At 62.4% G+C, this 19,682-nt stretch carries 21 protein-coding genes; 12 read left to right on the top strand and 9 right to left on the bottom strand.

All coding sequences use genetic code 11. The features are described from left to right. Positions 1–36: 36 nt before the first annotated feature. A complete protein-coding gene (locus ACIQJ2_RS33780) occupies positions 37–936 on the top strand; it encodes a LysR family transcriptional regulator (RefSeq protein ID WP_400676146.1) in 900 nt (299 codons plus the stop codon). 167 nt (positions 937–1,103) lie between these two features. On the opposite strand, the gene ACIQJ2_RS33775 is transcribed toward ACIQJ2_RS33780, so the two are convergent. Then, on the bottom strand, positions 1,104–1,319 hold the full coding sequence (locus ACIQJ2_RS33775) for a hypothetical protein (RefSeq protein WP_400676148.1): 216 nt from the start codon (positions 1,317–1,319) through the stop codon (positions 1,104–1,106). Positions 1,320–1,808: 489 nt separating this feature from the next. Between ACIQJ2_RS33775 and ACIQJ2_RS33770 the strand changes: the two genes are divergently transcribed. After that, the gene (locus tag ACIQJ2_RS33770; protein WP_400676150.1) at positions 1,809–2,396 is read left to right on the top strand and encodes a hypothetical protein; all 588 of its coding nucleotides are present in this window, start codon (positions 1,809–1,811) and stop codon (positions 2,394–2,396) included. Positions 2,397–2,669: 273 nt separating this feature from the next. Continuing rightward, positions 2,670–3,596: an ArdC family protein gene (locus ACIQJ2_RS33765; protein WP_400676308.1), complete on the top strand. Its 927-nt coding sequence runs from the start codon at positions 2,670–2,672 to the stop codon at positions 3,594–3,596. 153 nt (positions 3,597–3,749) lie between these two features. Here the strand turns inward: ACIQJ2_RS33765 and ACIQJ2_RS33760 are convergent, their stop codons facing one another. Further along, entirely contained in the window at positions 3,750–3,926 is a 177-nt protein-coding gene (locus tag ACIQJ2_RS33760) for a hypothetical protein (RefSeq protein WP_400676151.1), read from the bottom strand. Positions 3,927–4,382: 456 nt separating this feature from the next. Here ACIQJ2_RS33760 and ACIQJ2_RS33755 point away from each other — a divergent pair, with 456 nt between their 5' ends. Then, positions 4,383–4,694 carry a DUF736 domain-containing protein gene (locus ACIQJ2_RS33755; protein ID WP_400676153.1) on the top strand — a complete coding sequence of 104 codons (312 nt, stop codon included), beginning with the start codon at positions 4,383–4,385 and terminating at the stop codon, positions 4,692–4,694. 93 nt (positions 4,695–4,787) lie between these two features. On the opposite strand, the gene ACIQJ2_RS33750 is transcribed toward ACIQJ2_RS33755, so the two are convergent. Next, the gene (locus tag ACIQJ2_RS33750) at positions 4,788–5,696 is read right to left on the bottom strand and encodes a LysR family transcriptional regulator (protein ID WP_246762313.1); all 909 of its coding nucleotides are present in this window, start codon (positions 5,694–5,696) and stop codon (positions 4,788–4,790) included. A gap of 283 nt (positions 5,697–5,979) precedes the next feature. Here ACIQJ2_RS33750 and ACIQJ2_RS33745 point away from each other — a divergent pair, with 283 nt between their 5' ends. From ACIQJ2_RS33745 to ACIQJ2_RS33720, 6 genes are all read left to right on the top strand, one after another. Next, on the top strand, positions 5,980–7,155 hold the full coding sequence (locus ACIQJ2_RS33745) for an ABC transporter ATP-binding protein (protein ID WP_400676155.1): 1,176 nt from the start codon (positions 5,980–5,982) through the stop codon (positions 7,153–7,155). Between the two features lie 158 nt (positions 7,156–7,313). Beyond that, positions 7,314–8,141, top strand: coding sequence for a carbohydrate ABC transporter permease (locus tag ACIQJ2_RS33740; RefSeq protein ID WP_400676157.1), 828 nt, complete (start codon positions 7,314–7,316; stop codon positions 8,139–8,141). Then, a complete protein-coding gene (locus tag ACIQJ2_RS33735) occupies positions 8,138–8,986 on the top strand; it encodes a carbohydrate ABC transporter permease (protein ID WP_400676159.1) in 849 nt (282 codons plus the stop codon). The genes ACIQJ2_RS33740 and ACIQJ2_RS33735 overlap by 4 nt, the downstream gene beginning before the upstream one ends. A 28-nt stretch (positions 8,987–9,014) precedes the next feature. Then, positions 9,015–10,226 carry an extracellular solute-binding protein gene (locus ACIQJ2_RS33730; RefSeq protein WP_400676161.1) on the top strand — a complete coding sequence of 404 codons (1,212 nt, stop codon included), beginning with the start codon at positions 9,015–9,017 and terminating at the stop codon, positions 10,224–10,226. Beyond that, positions 10,219–11,508 carry a M24 family metallopeptidase gene (locus ACIQJ2_RS33725; RefSeq protein WP_400676163.1) on the top strand — a complete coding sequence of 430 codons (1,290 nt, stop codon included), beginning with the start codon at positions 10,219–10,221 and terminating at the stop codon, positions 11,506–11,508. The genes ACIQJ2_RS33730 and ACIQJ2_RS33725 overlap by 8 nt, the downstream gene beginning before the upstream one ends. A gap of 60 nt (positions 11,509–11,568) precedes the next feature. Further along, positions 11,569–12,663 (top strand): aminotransferase class I/II-fold pyridoxal phosphate-dependent enzyme, encoded by a 1,095-nt coding sequence (locus tag ACIQJ2_RS33720; RefSeq protein ID WP_400676165.1) that lies wholly within the window; start codon positions 11,569–11,571, stop codon positions 12,661–12,663. On the opposite strand, the gene ACIQJ2_RS33715 is transcribed toward ACIQJ2_RS33720, so the two are convergent. Genes ACIQJ2_RS33715 through aepX form a run of 6 tightly spaced genes read right to left on the bottom strand, consistent with a single transcriptional unit; the run spans position 12,625 to position 18,246 of the window. Further along, positions 12,625–13,494 carry a DMT family transporter gene (locus ACIQJ2_RS33715; RefSeq protein WP_400676167.1) on the bottom strand — a complete coding sequence of 290 codons (870 nt, stop codon included), beginning with the start codon at positions 13,492–13,494 and terminating at the stop codon, positions 12,625–12,627. The genes ACIQJ2_RS33720 and ACIQJ2_RS33715 overlap by 39 nt on opposite strands. Positions 13,495–13,506: 12 nt before the next feature. Then, positions 13,507–14,601, bottom strand: coding sequence for a PLP-dependent aminotransferase family protein (locus tag ACIQJ2_RS33710; RefSeq protein WP_400676169.1), 1,095 nt, complete (start codon positions 14,599–14,601; stop codon positions 13,507–13,509). 26 nt (positions 14,602–14,627) lie between these two features. Then, positions 14,628–15,242: a CDP-alcohol phosphatidyltransferase family protein gene (locus ACIQJ2_RS33705; RefSeq protein ID WP_400676171.1), complete on the bottom strand. Its 615-nt coding sequence runs from the start codon at positions 15,240–15,242 to the stop codon at positions 14,628–14,630. Then, positions 15,239–16,042, bottom strand: coding sequence for a phosphocholine cytidylyltransferase family protein (locus tag ACIQJ2_RS33700; protein WP_400676173.1), 804 nt, complete (start codon positions 16,040–16,042; stop codon positions 15,239–15,241). The genes ACIQJ2_RS33705 and ACIQJ2_RS33700 overlap by 4 nt, the downstream gene beginning before the upstream one ends. Positions 16,043–16,054: 12 nt before the next feature. Next, complete coding sequence (locus tag ACIQJ2_RS33695; RefSeq protein WP_400676175.1) at positions 16,055–17,275, bottom strand: aminotransferase class I/II-fold pyridoxal phosphate-dependent enzyme; 1,221 nt, start codon at positions 17,273–17,275, stop codon at positions 16,055–16,057. 53 nt (positions 17,276–17,328) lie between these two features. Then, complete coding sequence (gene aepX, locus ACIQJ2_RS33690) at positions 17,329–18,246, bottom strand: phosphoenolpyruvate mutase (protein ID WP_400676177.1); 918 nt, start codon at positions 18,244–18,246, stop codon at positions 17,329–17,331. A 282-nt stretch (positions 18,247–18,528) separates the two neighbouring features. Between aepX and ACIQJ2_RS33685 the strand changes: the two genes are divergently transcribed. Together ACIQJ2_RS33685 and ACIQJ2_RS33680 are read left to right on the top strand one after the other, a co-directional pair. After that, entirely contained in the window at positions 18,529–19,296 is a 768-nt protein-coding gene (locus tag ACIQJ2_RS33685) for a GntR family transcriptional regulator (protein WP_400676179.1), read from the top strand. 119 nt (positions 19,297–19,415) lie between these two features. Next, positions 19,416–19,652, top strand: a complete 237-nt coding sequence (locus ACIQJ2_RS33680; RefSeq protein ID WP_400676181.1) for a helix-turn-helix domain-containing protein — start codon at positions 19,416–19,418, stop codon at positions 19,650–19,652. Positions 19,653–19,682 lie beyond the last annotated feature (30 nt).

Here is a 19,682-nt window from a genome sequence, read left to right as displayed (position 1 = left end):
ATTGAAAGACATTCATAGCCATGGGAGAAGAATGAGATGGATCGATACACGGCTTTGCAGGTGTTTCGGCATGTGGCTGGGTTGGGCAGCTTTGCCGAGGCGGGCCGGAAGCTCGGTCTGTCGCCCCCTGCGGTGAGCAAGAACGTGGCGGAGCTGGAAGCGCATCTGGGCGTTCGCCTGATCAACCGGACCACGCGGCGCATGGCGCTGACTGAAGAAGGCAAAACCTACCTCGAACATGTCACGCGGGGACTGGATGCCTTGATCGAAGCGGAAGCGGCGCTTTCTCCCGCGAAGTCGTCGCCTGTCGGCACGCTACGGGTCAGCGCGCCGATGACCGTTGCGCTCGTTCGCCTGTCAGAAGCGGTGCCGGAATTCCTCTCGCGCTATCCCGGTCTGAATCTTGAACTTCATCTCGATGACCGCCGCGTGGATATTGTCCACGAGGGGTTCGATCTCGCCATTCGGGGCTACAGCAGTCTTGAAGATTCAAGCCTGATTGCGAGGAAGCTCGGGGTGATGCCGCATGTGTTGTGCGCTGCGCCCGCCTATTTCGATGCTCACGGAAAGCCACAGACGCCTTCCGATCTGACGGCTCTACAGCACATCCGCTTTCCCTATGGAAGCAATGCCGATGTCTGGGAGTTCACAAAGGATGGTAAGGCCGAGCGCATTCCGGTCAAAGCACGCTATTCGGTATCTTCCAGCCTCGCTGTACGGGATGCGCTGCGTGCAGGCATCGGCGTCAGCCTGATCCCGCTTCCCTATATCGAGAAGGACATTCAGGAGGGGCGATTGCAAGAGGCACTGACGGACTGGACGACGGCGGAGATTACACACTACGCCGTCTATCCCTCACGTCAGCACGTCACGCCGAAAATCCGTGTCTTTCTCGATTTCCTCGTTCGCCAGTTTGGGCAAACGTCATACGCGTAAGATTGGCAGATGCTTTTCGAGACGCCAATTTACAAAATGCCCTGAATAGCAGTTGACTGTCCGGTTTGACGATCGGACGGCGACGGCTCTCACCTCGCACAAAGCCGAGCCGCGAAAGACCGGCTGAAACACTCCCCATAAACTCGCCACGCCCGCCTGCCTCCTTCTCATGCTACGCCCGCCCGGCGTTCGATCAACGTCATGCGGCTGACTTCATCATCATGTCCGCGATCCGGTCGGAGCAGCACGCCGGGATGACCGAGGTCGTGGCCATGGTCGGCGGAGGCCGAGTCCCTGGTGGCTTGGAGCGCCGGTTCCTGGTGCCAAGCGATGAATATGCCGCGCGCGGCCCGTTCGGCTTCGTCATCAATGAGGCCCGCCACGCTGCATATGATGGACCGTCCTCCTTCATGTTCCGGCGACGCCAGGCGAATGGGGCATGATCAACCCCCTCGCCTCGAAGCCACCGTCGAAAGCAATCGCCGTCCTGGTCGAGACGTGGTTGCCCGCGGGCGTCTTCTCCGGTTCACGGTCTTGGTAAACATGGCGGGCATGGCCATGTCGCTTTCTCTCGGCTTGGGATGGTATCGGACCCGAGCCGGACTGCCCTTCTTGTTCGCTGCGGTCTGAACCGGCGGCCGGTCGTTTCAAGGCCGCTTTCGCGCCGCGGGCCGGCCGCTCCAGCCTCTCTGCGCGAGGACAAACTCGCGGCTTGCGCAGGCCGGGGCCCGCTCACCCGCCAAGCCTGCCCTGCTGGTTCGGCCGGCTCGGACCTATGAAGCCGCCCGTCCCTTGCCGGTTCCTGATCGTCCGCACCGAAGGGCAGACCGGCACGGGCCGGAACCGCTTCGGCAGCCAGGAAAGGAACTGACATGACCAAGCCCGCCACCCCGAACCGCTCGAACGCAAGAACCTCGCAACTTAGAAAGGGCGCCACCCTCGAAATGGTCCGCCTCTCCTGCCCCGACGCGACCCAGGCGCTCAAGATCGCCGAGAGCTTCGGCACGGCAGCCGTCGACGGCGATGGCATCCGCGGTCTGCACGAGCGGCTGATCATCGAGACCGCCGACAGCCTCTCGGAAGGACTTGGCGAGAAGGCCATGCAAATCCATCTGCAGCGGATCGTCGGGGCCTTCGTCGGATCGGCGCATGGGGCCGGCCAATTCTACTCCCGCGCGGTCACCGAGGCGCGCGACGCCACCGCCAAGGCATCCAACGATGCGCGCGATGAGGATCTCGATGGTCCGGTCGGCTATGACAGCGCCGCCCAGCGCAAGCGGGAGTTTGCGGCCGACATGGGCGTCCAGTCCCACGCGCTCAGAATGGCAGCCGAGGGCGCCGTGGCCGCCTACGAGCGGATCGTCGGCGAGACCTGGAAACCCTTCGATCGTCCGATCGAGAACCCGGCTGCATCCCTCAATCGCGAGGCCGCCGAAGCGCAGATGGCGGCGTTGGGATGACGGAGTCGGCGGGGCGTCGCCCCGCCCATTCTCTTCTCGTCTCGGCTGGCGCCAACGGCGCCGGCCTTTTCTCCTATTGAAGGGAAAGTGACGCGCGCCCATCGCCGCCCGTCCCGGTCGGTGGTCCTGCAGGGGCCGGACGCCCATGCAACGGCTTCGCCGTCCTCCACGCTGTTGCGGCCGTTCCGGTGCATGGCCACCCGATCAGCCCCTGACTTCGGACCTCCGTGACGGACCGCGATGGGCGCGGTCCCGGACATGGAGAATGAAATGATGAGCAAGAAGGCAAGTACGGATCGGGCCGACATCTACACGCGCATCACGGAGCGTATCGTCGAGGATCTCGGACAGGGCGTGCGCCCCTGGGTAAAGCCGTGGAACGCGGAGAACATGAATGGCCGCATCTCGCGACCGCTGCGTCATAGCGGCCAGCCCTATTCGGGCATGAACATTCTTCTCCTCTGGGCGGAGCAGATATCGCGTGGCTTTGCTTCGCCGATATGGATGACATTCAAGCAAGCGCGCGAGCTCGGCGCGACTGTTCGCAAGGGCGAGTCCGGATCGACGGTCGTATTTGCCAGCCGGTTTACGAAGTCTGAGGCCGATGGCGAGGGCGGTGAAGTCGACCGGGACATTCCCTTCCTCAAGGCCTATTCGGTCTTCAATGTCGAACAGATCGACAGGCTGCCCGAGCACTACTATCGCCGGCCCGCACCCGTTGCCGATCCTGTCGGACGGATCGACCGCGCCGACCGGTTCTTTCGCAATACAGGTGCCGTCATCCGCCATGGCGGAAATCAGGCCTTCTATGCCCCAGGGCCGGACCTGGTCCAGATGCCGCCCTTCGAAACCTTCAGGGATGTCGCAAGCTATTATGCGATACTCAGCCACGAGGTAACGCATTGGACGGCGCCGGGTCATCGGGTCGGGCGCGATCTATCCCGCTATTGCAAAGACAAGACCGAGCGCGCCCGAGAAGAATTGATTGCCGAACTCGGCAGCTGCTTTCTCTGCGCGGGTCTCGGCATTGTCCCCGAGCTCGAGCCAAGGCCCGATCACGCAAGCTATCTGGCATCGTGGCTTACTGTCCTCAAGAACGACAAGCGCGCGATCTTTCAAGCGGCGGCTCATGCCCAGAAAGCCGTGAATTTCCTCGAGGCACTGCAGCCGGGTGTCGCCGAGGAGCAGAGGGCAGCATGACGCTGCAAAGGGACACGGCCTCATGCGGATTGATCCAATTCAATCTGCCTATACCGTGAAGCGTTGCCTACGGACGGCGGTTGACTGCCCCAATTGGGTCCCTTTGCCGTCAGGATCAAAATCCGTTCGGGCTTGACGGTCGTCATGAGCCGATCAGGATCGGTCGTCCTGAACAAGGGCGGCCGGCGCCTCGACAGGCTCTGCAGCGAGCGGCATGTCTGGTTCGGTTCGCAAATCGACCTCTCCCCAGATCGATGTCTTTCGATCGGCTGGTCTCACCTTCCGCGACGGCTTGATCTCGACGATGAACGGTTTTGCCTGCTTTGCCATATGTCCTCCCGGCGGCGATGAGCGAGCGCGACGATACCGTGCGGAGGGCCGATCGCAAGCGAGCCCGGCCGGAAATTCCGCGAGGATGCGCGTCTTCCCCTGATTTTTGAGGGGTGAGCTGCCGCCGGACCATGGATCGGGCCGCAAACTGGACTCGATAGGCGCCATTCTCTTCCTCCTTTTTTCATCGCCTTGCCGGCGACCCATGCGCGGTCTCGATGGGGCTTGTCTGACCAAGGAGCGGCTTCGCCTCGATCGTCTTCCCGCAACGGCAAGCCGCAATTTTCTTAACCCCTGTCGGCTCCGCCGCCATTCCTCGCCCTCTAACAAAATTGCGACTTGCCGCCCTCCATTGCATTGCGGCCTGTTAGGTGCGGTCCGATCGTCCCCGGTCTGTTCGACAGCCATCGAGGCCGCGATGGGCGCGGCCCGATAAGCGAAAAGGACTTAAAGACAATGGCAACCATCGGCACGTTCACCTCCACCGAAAATGGCTTCAGCGGCTCGATCCGCACGCTGGCTCTCAACGTCAAGGCCCGCATCTCCCGCATCGAAAGCCCTTCAGACAAGGGGCCGCATTTCCGGATCTACGCCGGCACCGTCGAGCTCGGCGCCGCCTGGCAGAAGACATCGGAGCAGACGCAGCGCGACTATCTGTCGATCAAGCTCGACGATCCGAGCTTCCCCGCCCCGATCTACGCGACCCTCACCGAGGTCGAGGGCGAGGCTGGCTACCAGCTGATCTGGTCCCGCCCCGCCAGGGATTGACGAGGCGGCGGCCCCCGCCGAAAGGCGGGGGCCAATCTTCTGCAGCCGTATCCCTCGTCCAAATGGGGAGGTGACGGGAAGACCCTACGGGCGTCAGCGCAACTCGCCGCCCGGCATCGTCCGGCACAGGCGCGCGAGCCAGCGGCAGAAAGCGCGGGCAAGCTCGGGATTGGCGCTGCGATCGAGCGCATAGGCGCGATAGTGCATGCCGCTCGGCGTCCGGCTATCGTCGACCACCTCGAGCATGCCGTCGCGGACATAGTGACCGACGAGGATCTCCGGCGCCACAAGCAGGCATTTTCCGGAGAGAACGGCCGGTAAAGCGAGGTAATGGTGCTCGACGCGGGCGCCGGCAATGATATCCCTGTTCGCCAAACCCATGGCGCGAAGCCATGTCGGCAAAATATCCGGCCGCGAGGTGATCGACAGGATCGGCAATGAGCGGAACTGTCCGTTCGCTTTGCCACGAAGATGGGCCGGCGCTCCAACCAGGACGAGCTGTTCCTGGTGGATCTCCCAATGATCCGAGGGCTCGACGATCGAAAGGTCACGCGTCAGGAGCACATCGAAGCGATCTGAGGCGCCTGGTGTTGCAAGCGAGGTGACGACGTCGACGGTCGCCCCTCCCATGTCCCTTGAGAACGCGTCCAGATGTGGAACGAGGATATGGGTCGCAAAGGTCGCGAGCGAGGTGCGCAGGACGAGGCGGTTGACGTCTGCGAGATTCTTGCGGCGCATGCGATGGGCGGTGAAGCAGATCGTCTCCAGCGGCTCGCTGACCGCACCCGCAAAGAGCCGCCCATAGTCTGACAGATCGCTCATCCGTCCGCGCCGCTCAAACAGGCTCGCTCCGAGATACTCCTCGAGAACGAGCAGGTGGCGGCTGATCGAGCTCTGCGTCGTCGACAGCGCGCGTGCCGCCTTCGACACACTGCGCTCGCGGGCGATCGCGACGAAAGCGCGAATGGCGTTGAGTGGGACATCCTGATTGTCGGCGGTCAAGGTGGTGCGCGGGAACGGTTCCCGTCCTCTAACATATATTAAATTCCATATGTAAATTATAATGTACAATCGCATTTTGCGATATTTGTCAATCGGCTGTCGCCGCCGGGCACTATCCCATCGTCATCCAAGGTGCGGACCGTATGATCTTCGGCGGTCACAAGCTCTTGAAAATAAAGGGGATCATCTACCGCCGATCCTTGGGTGAACCGCATCGCCGCTGGAATATTCAAACCGAGCGGCATGCGCACAATGAGCGGGAAGAAATGGGACCGGACGGAAAATGACTGCCATAGAGTTGAACAGTATCGTGAAAAATTTCGGCCCGGCGCAATGCCTGCGCGACGTGTCGCTTGCGATCGCCGGCGGCGAGTTCCTGACCATTCTCGGCCCGTCCGGTTGCGGCAAGTCGACCTTGCTGCGTATCCTTGCCGGACTGGAACGCCAGGATAGCGGAACGGTTTCGATCGGCGGCAGGATCGTCGATGCGATCCCGCCGAAAGAGCGCGACGTCGCTATGGTCTTCCAGTCCTATGCGCTCTATCCGCACATGACGGTCGCCCGCAACATGGCGCTGCCGCTGACAATGCGCCGCCTGTCTCTCTGGCAGCGGCTGCCGTTTGTCGGGCGCCTTTTGCCCGGGACATCGGCCATTCGCTCGGAAATCGATCGGGAGGTGGCGGCGATCGCTGCGGCTCTCGGCATCGATCGCCTCATCGACCGAAAGCCGGGTCAGCTGTCGGGCGGCCAGCGGCAACGCGTGGCGCTCGGCCGGGCGATGGTGCGCCGGCCGGCTGCCTTCTTGATGGACGAGCCGCTCTCTAATCTGGATGCCAAACTGCGCGTCGGCATGCGCGCCGAGATCAAGCAACTGCATGAAGAGCTCGGCATCACCTTTGTCTACGTGACGCATGATCAGGCCGAAGCCATGACACTCTCAGATCGCGTTGCCGTCATGGCGGACGGGGAACTGCTTCAGCTTGGCTCGCCGCAGGAGATTTATATGCGTCCCGTCGATCGCCGCGTCGCGGAGTTCATCGGCTCGCCCAAGATCAATATGCTGCCAGGCGTGACCGGTGAAAACGGGCGAGTTCTCGTCGCCGGCACGGCGCTGCAGCTCTCAACGGGCTGCGCGCCCGGCGAAGCGATGTCGGTCGGCATCCGCGCCGAGGCGATTGGACTGGCCGGTGATAGCGCCGGCAGCGCTTTCACCGGATGGCTCAGAATGATCGAGCATATGGGCTCCGACCTCTTCCTCCATGTCGAGATCGCCGGCGTCGCACCGCTGCTTGTTGCCCGCACGCCGGCATCCACTTTCTCCGGGCTCGCCCTTGGGCAGATACTCCATCTGTCGGTCGATGCATCCTCCACGCTTCTCTTCAATGGAAGCGGGCAGCGCGTCGACGCGATGGACGGGGCGAAGACGGCAAGGCAGATCATGGAAAGGCAAATGGCGTGACCATCCGCAGAATCACCCGAAGATCTTTCCGTCGCCAGCCGGCTTCGCCCTCCCCCTCCCCCTCCCCTTCCGCGACCGGAGCTCTGCTCGCGAGACCGAGACCGATCCGACACGACCCTCGCCATACGGCGTCCGCCTTTGCCCTCGCAGCCCCCGCCGTGCTCTTGCTTCTTGTCCTCTATGGCCTGCCGACCCTCGCCGTCCTCGTCATTTCGGTTTCGGACTGGCGTTTCGGATCGACGCAGCTTGCCTTCGTCGGACTATCGAATTTCGCCGGCGTCCTGTCCGACCCGGGCTTTCGGGCGTCCCTTGCCAATACCGTTACCTATGTGGCGATCGTCCTGCCGGGCACGGCCGGCCTCGGGCTCGTCATCGCCTTGCTGATCGAGAGCCGGCCAAGCTTTCGCGCGATTTACCGCGCCATCCATTTCCTGCCCTTCATGGCGACGCTGTCGGCCATGGCGATCGCCTGGGATGCGCTCCTCAATCCGAGCGTCGGGCTCGTCAATCACATACTGACATCGCTCGGATTTTCGGCGGTAAACTGGTTGAACGACGACAGAACCGTGTTGCCGGTTCTCGCGGCAATCGGCATCTGGCAGGGGCTGGGCTATGCCATGGTACTGTTCATGGCCGGCCTGAAATCCATTCCGGGCGAACTCTATGACGCAGCCCAGATCGATGGCGCCGACGGGTGGCTCGACCGGCTATGCACCGTGACGCTGCCAATGCTCGCCCCGGTGACGATGTTCGTGGTGATCGTCGTCGCGCTCAGGGCGCTCCAGGTCTTCGATATCGTCCAGATCCTGACCAAGGGTGGCCCGGGCCATGCGTCCGAAATGCTTCTTTACACGCTCTACCGCGAGAGTTTCGACTATCTGCGCGCCGGTCAGGGAGCGGCGATCGCCATGATCTTCCTTGGCCTCGTCGTCGCGCTGACGCTCACCCAGGCCCGTTTCATGGACAGGAAGGTCCACTATCAATGAGCCTTGCAGCAAATCATTTCCCGGCCGGGAAACTGGCCGCCATCGCCCGGCATGCCGTTCTTATCGTAACCGGCCTCATGGTGCTTGCGCCCTTTCTCTGGATGCTGATCCTGTCGGCCAAATCGCCACAGGACATGTTTACCGACGGCATTTCCCTGCTGCCGCGCGACCTTTCGTTCATCGGCAATTATCGGCGGGCGCTGACGGCGACGCCGCTCGCCCGCTACATGCTGAACGGCGTGATCGTCTGTGGCTCCATTCTCGCATTGCAGATCGTCGTTGCGGCGCCTTGCGCCTATGCGCTCTCGAAGCTGCGCTTCTACGGTCGCGACCTCATCTTCGCGCTGGTTCTCGTCGGCCTGATCCTGCCGCATCAGGTCCTCTTCCTGCCGCTGTTCATTCTTGCGGCGAGGCTCGGCATCCTCGATTCCTACGCGGCGCTGATCTTGCCCTATGCGGTCTCGCCCTTCGGGATCTTTCTCTTTCGTCAGTTCTTCAGGACGATACCCGACGACATCGTCCATGCGGCGCGGCTGGACGGTCTTTCCGAAGCCGCCATCGTCTGGCGCATCATGGTGCCGATGGCGCTTCCGGCCCTTGTCGCCTTTTCGATCTTCTCGATCGTGGCGCACTGGAACGACCTGTTCTGGCCATTGATCGCCGTGCACAGCCAGGAGCTGATGCCGCCATCGCTCGGCGTCGTCGCCTTCAAAAACGAGGAGGCGGGAAGCGACTATGGCGCGCTGATGGCGGCTGCAACCATCGTCGTTTCACCGCTTCTGGTCGCCTTTCTCCTCGCGCAACGCTGGTTCATCGACGGCCTGACCGCCGGCGCCGTCAAATAGAATTCACCCTCAAGCAAGGATCTTTCCGATGCCGATCACCCGTCGCTCCATTCTGGCTGCCGCCGCCCTTTCCGCTACGGCCATCGCAACCAAAGCCATGGCCGCTTCAAACACGCCTATCCGGCTAACGGCCGATACGGCGGCCCTTTATCGCGACATATTCGCGATCGGGCTTGCCGGACTCGCGCGGACCGATCCCGCGCTGCGGGTCGAGATCGCCTGGACGCGCGACTATACCGAGACGCTGCAGCAGTCGCTGCGCGACAAGCTCGTCGGCAACGGGCCGGACATCGGTCTGCATGCACACAACAATATCGCCATGCTGGCGCGCCGCGGCGACGTCGTCGCCCTTGCGGGTGCGGCGAGCGACCATATCGCCTCACCGATCGGCCGCATCGAAGGCCGCCAGTTCGGCATCCCCTTCACCTGCTCGGTGCCGGTCGTCTATATCAATCGATCGCTCGTGGCCGCAAGCGATAGGCAGCCGGCGAGCTGGGATGACGTTCTGGCTCTGGCAGCAACCTCGCCATCGCCGAGCCGCAGCGGATTTTTCAATTTCGCGACCGACGGCAGCTGGACCTTCATGGCCCTGATCGAGAGCCTCGGCGGCAGGATTGTCGATGGACCTGGCACCGACATCGCCTTCGACACGGCCGAAGGGTTGGAGGCGATGGAGATCCTCGGCGCCTTTGCCAAGCTGCGAAAGGGCGACGTGCTGACCGCCTCGCAGGCAAGGCAGGCCTTCTCGTCCGGTGCACTTGCGGTTCACGTCGACACGACGAGCCGGCTGCGCTTCTTTGAGGAACAGGCAAGGGGCAAGTTCGATCTCGATGTCGCACCATTCCCCCTGAAGAACAATGGCCAGGCGCGCATCCCGCCCTCCGGCGGCTCGCTTGCCATCATGACCGCGGAACCTTCAAGGCAGGCGGATGCCTGGCGCATCATTCGCTCGCTGCTGTCGCGCGAGGTGCAGATGGAAATCATGAACAAGACCGGGTTCATCCCGGGACTCGCCGTCTTCGGAAGCGATCCAACGGTCAAGGCCGCGCTGGCGGCGACGCCACATTTCCAGGCGATCGCGCCGTCGTTTGCCGTTCTCGGTCCCTGGGCGAGCTTTCCCGTCGACAATCCCGCTCGTGCCGACAAGGCGGTCCAGGACGCGCTCGCCGACCAGGCGGCTCTCAAGACAACCGCGAAGCAGACGCTTTCGCGTATCGTCACGGCGGTGCGCAATGGCTGATTTTCAGATGTGCGTGGGCGTGGCCGGAGCGGCGAACCCGGAACCCTCATTTCCTGGCCACGCGGAGACGATTGCCGATCGGTCCAGCGTCATTGCCATCGACTTTGACAGGATGTGCCGCAATAGGCTGGCACGGGTGCGCAATGCTATGGAGGCTCGCGACTGCGATGCGCTGCTCCTCTTCGATCCCGTCAATATCCGCTATGCGAGCGGCGCACGGAACATGCAGATCTGGGCCATGCGCAACGCAGCGCGCTATTGCCTGATCCTGCGCAGCGGGCCGTTGATCCTCTTCGAAATCGGCGGACGGCCGGAGCCGGCTGCCGGACTTGTCGCCATCGACGAAATACGGCGGTCCCGGCCCTGGTTCTACTATTATGCCGGAGCGCATGCGCAGGATCACGCGCGCGACTTCGCCCGGGAGATTGCCGGCATCATGACGGACTGGCGGGGCGAAGGTGATCGACGTCTGCTCGCGGTCGATCGCTGCGATGCGCTCGGGCTTGCCGCCTTGCAGGAATGCGGTCTTGAGCCAATCGACGCCCAGGCATTGATGGAACACGCAAGGCGGATCAAGAGCGAGGACGAGATCGGTGCGATCAGACAATCGATCGCCGTCTGCGAACTCGGTATCGACCGCATGCGCTCGGCGCTCCAACCCGGCATGTCGGAAAACGCCCTATGGTCGATCCTGCATCATACCAACATCGAGCAGGGTGGCGAATACATCGATACGCGCCTTCTAAGTTCCGGCACCCGCACCAATCCCTGGTATCAGGAGGCAAGCGTCAAGCTGATTGCGTCAGGGGAACTGGTCAGCTTCGATTGCGATTTGATCGGACCACTCGGCTACGGCGCCGACCTCTCGGGCGCCTTTGTCTGCGGCCGCGATCGGGCGTCGCCAGCCCAGCGCGAGCTCTATCGACGCGCTTACGATCAGATCGAGCACAATAGCAGCCTCCTGGCTGTCGGCACGCCGCTTTGCGAGATCGCCGCAGGCGCCATGCGCCTGCCGGAAGAGTATCATCAGTTCCATCGCATCGCCCATGGCAATGGTATGGCGACCGGCGAGTTTCCGGCAATCGGCGGCAGGCCGGGCTTTGCCGAACCGCCGATCCATGACGGCGTGCTCGAAGAGGGGATGGTTCTGTGCGTCGGCAGCTATGCCGGTCTCAGATCCGGCGGCGAAGGCGTGAAACTGGAACGGCAGTTCGTTCTTCGCGAAAACGGTCCCGTGGCTTTGTCGCGTTCGCTCAAGGACCCCGCCTTCATCGCGATTTGAGCCGCCATGGTCCAGGTCGTCGAACCACGGGCACCGTCGCACAAAAATCAGGAAACCGACATGCAAAAGCCGATAGACCTCAGGCGCGTCACCTCGCCTCTTCTGTCTGAGATTGACGAGGGTGTGTCTCAGACGCTCGCCGGATTGCGCGAGCGCTGGCAGCCCTCCACCGAGCTGCGCCAGCATCGCAGGCTCGGCACCGAGCGCGATCGGCATGCCGCCGCAGCTTTCCTTGCCGCGCGCTACGGCAAGCAGATCGATCCGGATCGCATCCTGCTTGCCAATGGAACGCAGAATGCGCTTCTGCTTCTGCTTTCAGCACTCGTCCCGCGTGGCGGCACGGTTCTGGTGGAAGCAATGACCTATCGTCAGATCCGCGACGTTGCCGCCATGCTCGGCCTCAATCTCGTCTCGGTCGCTCTTGACGAGGACGGTCTCTTGCCGGATGCGTTCGAGGCGGCCTGCAGGCTGCATCGCCCAAGCGTGCTTTATTGTATTCCGACAGTACAGAATCCGAGCGCGAGCATCATGTCCGCCGAACGGCGCCAAGTCGTTGCAAACATCGCTCGCCGCCACGGCGTCGCCATCATCGAGGACGAGGCGCAGGGCCTCATCCCAAGAGATGCGCCGGCGCCGATTGGATCTATTGCGCCCGACATCACGTGGTCGGTTACCGGCCTGTCGAAATGCCTCGCCGTCGGGTTGCGGATCGCCTATGTCGTGGCGCCGAGCGCGGCGATCCTGCACGAGACCATCGCGACGTTTGAGGACATGGCCTTCTGGTATGTATCGGCGGTGTCGGCGGCTCTTCTTCTCCACCACATCGAGAGCGGTGCCGCATTTGCGCTTACCGATGCCGTCCAGCGCGAGGCGCAGCATCGGCAAGAGGTCGCCGCGCGGCTCCTGCCCTCAACCATCCTCAAGAGCGGGCACGGCCTGCACATCTGGCTTTCGTATCCGGGTGTGCGCGGGGACGAGGCAAGGGCCGCCGCATTCAACGCCGGCGTCCTCGTGCGCAGCGCCTCGGAATATTCGGTCGACGGCGATAGAGACCTGCCTGGCATTCGCGTCTCTCTTGCCGATGTCTCACGCGAGGATCTTATTGTCGGGCTTACGCTACTCTCGGGCGCGCTCTCTCCCCCCGCTGGCACCTAGCACTGAAAGAAGTGATCCAGCTGCGACCAGAGCAAGCCCGAGAAAAGTCGTGCCACCATGCTGTTCCCCGAAAGCCTCGATCCCGACGGCGACGCTCATGGGCAGACGCACGAAATCGAACGCCGTGCCGCTGACAAGGCGCGCGCGTCGATATCCTTCAGTCAGGCTCAGCTGGGAAATGGCGGCAAACGTGCCGATTGCGGCGAGAAGGGTGAGCGCAGGCGGGCTCGGCCAGGTCCAGTTCGTGAACGCAAGCGGCGCGGCCATGATCGTACTCCATGCCATGAAGCCGGCGGCAATCGCGGCCGGGCGCTCATCGACGACAAGGAGCCGCACCGACATGGTTGCGAGGCTGCCGAGTCCGGCTCCAAGAACAGCGAGGAGAAGCCATGGAGTTGCAAGCTGCAGGGAGGGTCTGACGACCAGCAGCATGCCGCAAAAGCCTAGGAGGAGCGCAGTGACCAATAACCGTTCTGGTCGTTCTTTCAGGACGATTAAGCCGAGAAGGAAAGACCAGATGGGGGTCGTGTAGAACAGGCCGGAGACGTCGGAGAGCCGCATGTTCGCGAGACAGGCCGCATAGCAGCCAAAGCTCGCAAAGCCGAAGAGCGAGCGCCAGATAAGGCGGTGCGAGCGGAGAAGCCGGGGAATTGCCGTGCGGCATTCCTTCAACACCAAGAGATAGACCAGACAAGCGACTGTGCTTCGGAAAAACACGACCTCAAACGTCGGCAGGTCAAGTGTCGGCAACTTCATCAGTGAGGACATGGCGACGAAGCTCGCCCCCGACAGGACGAGCCAGGCAAGCCCACCCACTTCACGCCGAAGCATCGAGCAAGCCTCCTACCGCAGCAAATAAGCAAGGCGGGAAACAGCAAGACGCAGGTCTGCCTCTTGTCGCACCTCGCAAAAAGACAGGCGCAGGCCAGACATTGCCGGTGTGGCTTGAGGGCTGGCGGCAAATTGAATGCCGGGACGGATCAGTATTCCGGCCGAGCAGGCGGCGGCCGCGATCTCCTCGGCGTCCGTCGCGGTCGGGATCCAGACATGCAGGCCGCCGGGTCTCTCCAGCAGTGCCGGACGGTTCAGGATTTCGCCGACGATGGCGCGCCTTTCGGTCGCTATCCTACGGATTTCCTTGGTTGCCTCGGCCGCGATACCGGTTGTGATCAGCGCCTGTGCAAGCTCGGCCTGCAGGGCGGCTACGAACCACATCGACATCCTGCCAAACCGCGTCATGATCGCCTCGGCATCTTCAACACTTGGCGCCATGACGTAGGCAACCCGCATGCCCATCACGACCGTCTTTGCGAGGCCCATGACATACCAGCAGCGCTCCGGCGCGATGGTTGAAAGCGGCGGCGGCCCATCCTCGAGCAGCAGTGCCTGCGCATCGTCCTCGATGACGACAACGTCATGTTCACGGGCGACCGTGCAGATCTCCATCCGGCGCTCGAGCGGCATCACCGTCGCCGTCGGATTTTGCAATGTCGGGATCGTATAGAGGACCTTGATCCCGGGATTTGCGCGGCACGCCTGCGCCAGAGCGGCAGGGTCGAGCCCGTCGCGGTCCATGCGAATGCCCTCTATCTTAAAACCGAGGATGCCCGACAGCGCCTGCATGTTGGGATAGGTCATCTCTTCCGTGAGAAGCGTCCCCTGACGGCCGACGAGGTGGTTCAGCAGGAGGAACAGGATGTTGAGCGTCCCGTTGGTGACGATCATGCGGCCGATTGCGGGCATGAAGCCGAGACGCTGCGAGATCCAACCGGCACCCGCGAGCCGGTCCTCCTCGGTCCCCCGGGGTCGGTTCGTCCGCAGCAATCCGCCGGCATCCTTGCTGTTCAGCCGGCTTGCGAGGCTGTCGGCGAGCGAGGCTTCGAGCCTTTCGACGATTGGCGGAACGGCGCGCGAGAGGTCTATGATGCGATCAGACATGACAAGTCTCCCTTGATGGCTGTTGCTCAGCGTGGCGACGATAAGCTCCTTGCGACGAGCGCGACGGATAGGACGGCGGCCGTGAGCACGACTACCGCATAGCTGCGACCGCGCGGCGCCGGTACGGAAACGGGTGCGATGTGGAGAACGGCGAGGACGGCAAATCCACTGGTCACGATGGCGCCGAAACTCGCAGCGGGGAGCCACGGCCTGCCCAGAAGCAAGAGCGCCAATAAGGGCACGTCATAGGAGAGCGGTACGCCTTCAAACCGACCGCTTTGCAATCCGAAGACGCTGAAGTTGGAAAGCCGGAGTGCACCGACGACGACGAGAAGCGCACCGATCGGATAGGCCGCAGGCAGCCAGCCGGTTGCCTGGATCAGCGCCAGCGCCGGGACCACCGCCCCATAGAGTAGGTCGTTGAAGCCGTCGAGCCCTTTGCCCACGGAGGCGATGTCGGGACCGCGATCTCGGGTTCGTCGCGCGACGACGCCGTCAAGCTGGTCTGCCAGCATCGACCAGAGCGCAAGCGCGACTGCAAGTTCAATCCTGCCGGCAAGGATCGCCTGGAGTGCTGCGGCGGAAAGGGCGATCCCGGCCACTGTGATCGCGTTGGCCGGATCGCGAAGAAAGGAGATCATCGGCACCCCTTCCCGTCGTTCCGTTGCGACCTCTCATGGGTCCCGAAAATCGCCTCGGCGATCGACAGGTCGTCGGGACTGTCGATCTCGTACCATTTGAGATCGCCACAGTGCACAGCGGTAAGGTCGAGCCTGCCTTGCTCAATGAGCTGCTGCAGGATCTGTTCGAGATAAAGGTTGGTCCCGCCGGCGGCATGCTGCGCATCGAGCTCTGGCAACAGATGGTCGCGAAGGGTCGCGGCGCCGAACCGAAACAGGTTGATGGTCTTGAAGAGAACCGGCCGGTCCTCATGAAGGTCGGCGGCGGTCTGCCCGGTCCTCAGCTCGATGATACGCCGCTCGCCATCGAGCAGCACCGCGGATCCCTGCATGCGATGATCGAAGATGGCTACTGCCGCAACGTCCGTGGCCGGATCGGATACCAGGCGGTCGAGAACCGCCCGTTCGAAGACAATGTCTCCCTCGAGAAGGAAAAGGCTGCCGGACAGGAGTTCACTGCGCGCAAGCCAGAGGGAATAGGCGCTGCCTGTTTCGGCAAAGCGCTCGGATTCGATATAGCGTACCGCCATCGCGCCGTAATGGGCGCCAATGGCATACTGGATGGCATGCTTGCGATAGCCGACGACGATCGTCACCTCGGTGACGCCGACGGCCTGCAATTGCGCGAGCGCATTGCAGAGGATCGAAACGCCGTTCACTTCCACCAGCGGTTTCGGGCGTAGCTCGGTGAGCAGCTGCAGGCGGGTACCCCTGCCGGCAGCTAGAATGATCGCCTTCGTCAGTGTCTCGAATGCCGTCATGACACGCGCCTTTCAGGAGTTGGTCGCCTCGGAGATCGAAACCTCCTCGAAGCGCTCGATTTGGGTGACGAGACGCGCACAGCCCTCCTTCACCAGATGTGCGTCGACCCCGTATGACAGCCTAAGGCCTGTCGGGTCGCCAAAGGCATGCCCTGTCACGGCTGCGACGCCGGCCCTTGCCAGCAACCCGTCGACCGCAGCTCGCGCCATTTGACTGGAGATTGTCCCGTTCGTCGTCTCAAGGAGCGGCGCTAGGTCGAGATAGAAATAAAATCCGCCATCGGCGCGCGGCGGCGCGATGCGCGTCAATCGGGCGAGCTCCTCAAGTCCGATTTCGCGCGCCGCCTCTAGCTTAGCCTGCAACTGCGTCTCAAAGGATCCGTCATCATGGATGAGGTGGCGCAGAACCGCCTGCTGAGCGATGACATTCGGGTTCGACGTCGTGTGGCTCTGCAGCGCCGCGACTGCGGCAACAACCGCCTTCGGTGCGGCGAGATAGCCGATCCGCCATCCGGTTAGCGCAAGGCTCTTGGAAAACCCGTTGACGATCACGGTCCTCGAGCGCATCTCGGGCACAAGCGCGACGATCGAGTAATGCGTCAGGCCGTTATGGACAAATGTGCCGTAGCATTCATCGAAAATGATCCACAGGTCACGGCGAAGCGCAAGGTCAGCGATCGCAGAAAGGGTCGCGGAGTCGTAAACGGCACCTGTCGGATTGTTGGGCGTGTTGACGACGATCGCACGGGTGGCGTCCGTGACCGCAGCTTCGATCTCGCGGGCGTGGGCGACAAACCCCGTTGGTTTCGTATCGACATGGACAGGCCTTGCGCCGGCAAGCAAAGCCTGCGCCGGAAATGTGCTCCAATAGGGCGCGGGAATGATGACCTCGTCACCCGGGTTGAGGAGCACCATCGCCGCATTGAAAAGCGCCTGCTTGGCGCCGGTCGTCACCGCAATCTCGTCGCATCCGTAGGTTTGGCCCGTGTCGTGCGACACCTTGCGCGCCAGTTCGAGGCGCAGGTCGAGCGATCCGATCGTATCGCTATATCTGTTTAGACCGCTTCTTACGGCATCAAGCGCCCCCTCTCGGATCGTCGGTGAAAGATCGCTCCAGATTTCACCGGCAGTGAGGTCGATCGTTGCTTGTCCGCAAATGCCTGCCGCTTTCGCGGCAGCCCGCGCCTTTGCCGTGCCCGAAGCGGCTATCAGCCTGGTCCTATCCGCTAACATTGGTTTTGCCCTGCAGACGGTGTGAAGGAGGGTTTTCGCGCGTGATCGAAGGCTTAAGGAGGCATCGGCAGGTAGCGTTCCTCTGCCGCCGATAGCTCGTCATAGCCAAAGAGCGCAAAGAGTTCGTCGAGGGTTGCGATTTCAGGCTCGATGCCAACAGAACTTTCGTCGTTGGCAAGCCGGGTGCTGACCCGTCTCATGGCCGCGATCGAAGCCCGCAGATTGTGATTGGCCCAGATGACGGCTGCGATACCCGCTTGCCGATAGGCTGAAACCGGGGTCACATAGTAGGAGGTTGGCACGATGACGAGCGGCACTGCCTCGCGCCAGCGCCCGGCAAAGTCAAGGATTTCATCGGCATCCGCCTTGCGCGAATGCACCAGGATCGCATCGGCGCCGGCGTCGACATAGGCGGACGCGCGCGATAGCGCGGCATCCATCCCCTGCCCGGCGATCAATGCTTCGGTGCGTGCGACAAGCACGAAGTCTCCCGCCGCTTCCTTGACCGCGCGCACCCGTCCGCAGAATTCGCGTTCGTCGGCGAGTGGATGCCGATGTCCGACAAGGCTGTTGGTCTTCGGAAAGAGCTTGTCCTCGAGGCAAAGGCCGGCGGCACCGATGCGCTGCAGTTTGCGTGCAAAGAGCCTTGCATTGTTGAAATTGCCATGCCCCGTGTCACCATCGACAAGGATCGGCAGGCCGCTTGCATCGGCCATGCGCTCGACGATATCGGCGACGTTTGACCAGGAGGTCTCGCTGGCATCCCGGTAGCCGAGCGCGGACGAAATGGTCAGGCTCGACGCCCAGAGTGCGCGGAAACCCGCACCCCTCGCAATCACGGCCGAAACGCCGTCATGGGCCTCCATGAGAAAGCTCAGCTCCTCCGATTGCAGGAGATTTCGGAGCGCACCCGCCCGATCCTTGCCTGGCGTTTGAATGCTGTCGACAGATATGGGCTGCGGGTGAACCATGAGTTGCTCTCCTTGATCGGCGCCAATCTCAGGCGGTCGATGTAGGAAATCAACATTTAAGCGGTTTATACATACGATTTATCGCTGTAATACTACGGGTGTTTCGATAATATATTTGGTTTAAGTTGAGTGCTGCCAAGAACTCGAGGATATATTTTAAATATTTCATTGATATAGCGGGTGCCGATCGGATGATGGTGATAGATTCGCCACTCGAATTCCGCCGCATGGGGCGGTATGCGCGTCTTGGGGTCGAAGAGACATTCATCGGGATTGCCTGGAATGCAGGACGAAAGGCGCCCGCCATTTGGCGAGCCGGACTTCAGACCGGACAGCAGCAAGGCCGGAGCCATCTATCAGCGGATCAAATCGGTGCTTTTGATGCACCGGGTGCCGCCTTCGACCTTCCTCAATATCCGCACGCTCGCCGCTGCCCTGAAGGTGAGCCCGACCCCGGTCAGGGAAGCGCTGATCCGGCTCGCGAATGAGGAGATCATCCTGCAGGCACCTTCAGGGCGGGGGTTCTTTTCCAGGCCGCCTCGGCTCGACGAGCTGGCCGGCGAATATGAAGCGGCGATGATTGCTGTGACCCACACTCTTTTCAAGCATGGCAGCAAGCTCGTGGCCGCCGACCTTGGCCCGGCGCCGGCGAAACGCCGGCCGTCTCGCTCCGTGCCGCTGGTTGCGACTGACATAGCGGCCTGGATCGCATGGCGTGAGCGGCTCTATCGGTGGATCGTGCGCGCGTCCGAAAATGCCGTCCTACAGCGTCTCGTCGACAGATTTATCGAGGCCGCGCGCTTTCTGACAGCGCACGACCTTGCGCAGGCGGACCGGTTTCAAGAGGTCGCGGATGCTCTCTACCGATGTGCAGCGGCGCTCGGCAGCGGAGCGATCGCGGAGGCGGCGTCGATCCTCGAACTGCAAAATGCCGCCGAGATCGCATTGATTCCCGATCATCTCCATAGCGTGCTGCGCAAGGCTGCGATCGATGACCTCACCCTCGAGGCCGTCCTGGCTGCGCGTGAGGACGTTCGTGGGCAGACATGACAAGCCCGGTGCGCCACGCCGAGCGGCATGTGCTTTTCAGCGGCAACGCCGGATGTTGCAGCACCACGCAAGAGACGAATATAGAGACTGGCATCTGACGCACAAGCGAGCATCCGTCCATGACATCTGCCATCAACATCCACGCGGTCGTGGGCCTGAACGTGACGAGGCTGCGCAACAAGCGAGGGCTGACGCAGGAGCAGCTGTCTTCGCGGGCAGGTCTCACCCGTCACTATCTGATCGGCATCGAGGCAGGTACGCGAAATCCGAGCATCGGGATCCTGGCAAAACTTGCCGACGCCCTGGACGTGAAGGTTGAGGTTCTGGTGAGGGACATCAAACCGGCGTCCGCATAGATCGCCACGCGGCTGCGGCACAAGCAAGCT

This window comes from Rhizobium sp. NPDC092011 (genome assembly GCF_044756305.1).
Lineage (GTDB): Bacteria > Pseudomonadota > Alphaproteobacteria > Rhizobiales > Rhizobiaceae > Rhizobium.
Note: the sequence above shows the minus strand (reverse complement) of the source record. Positions and strands in the feature narration are given on the sequence as shown.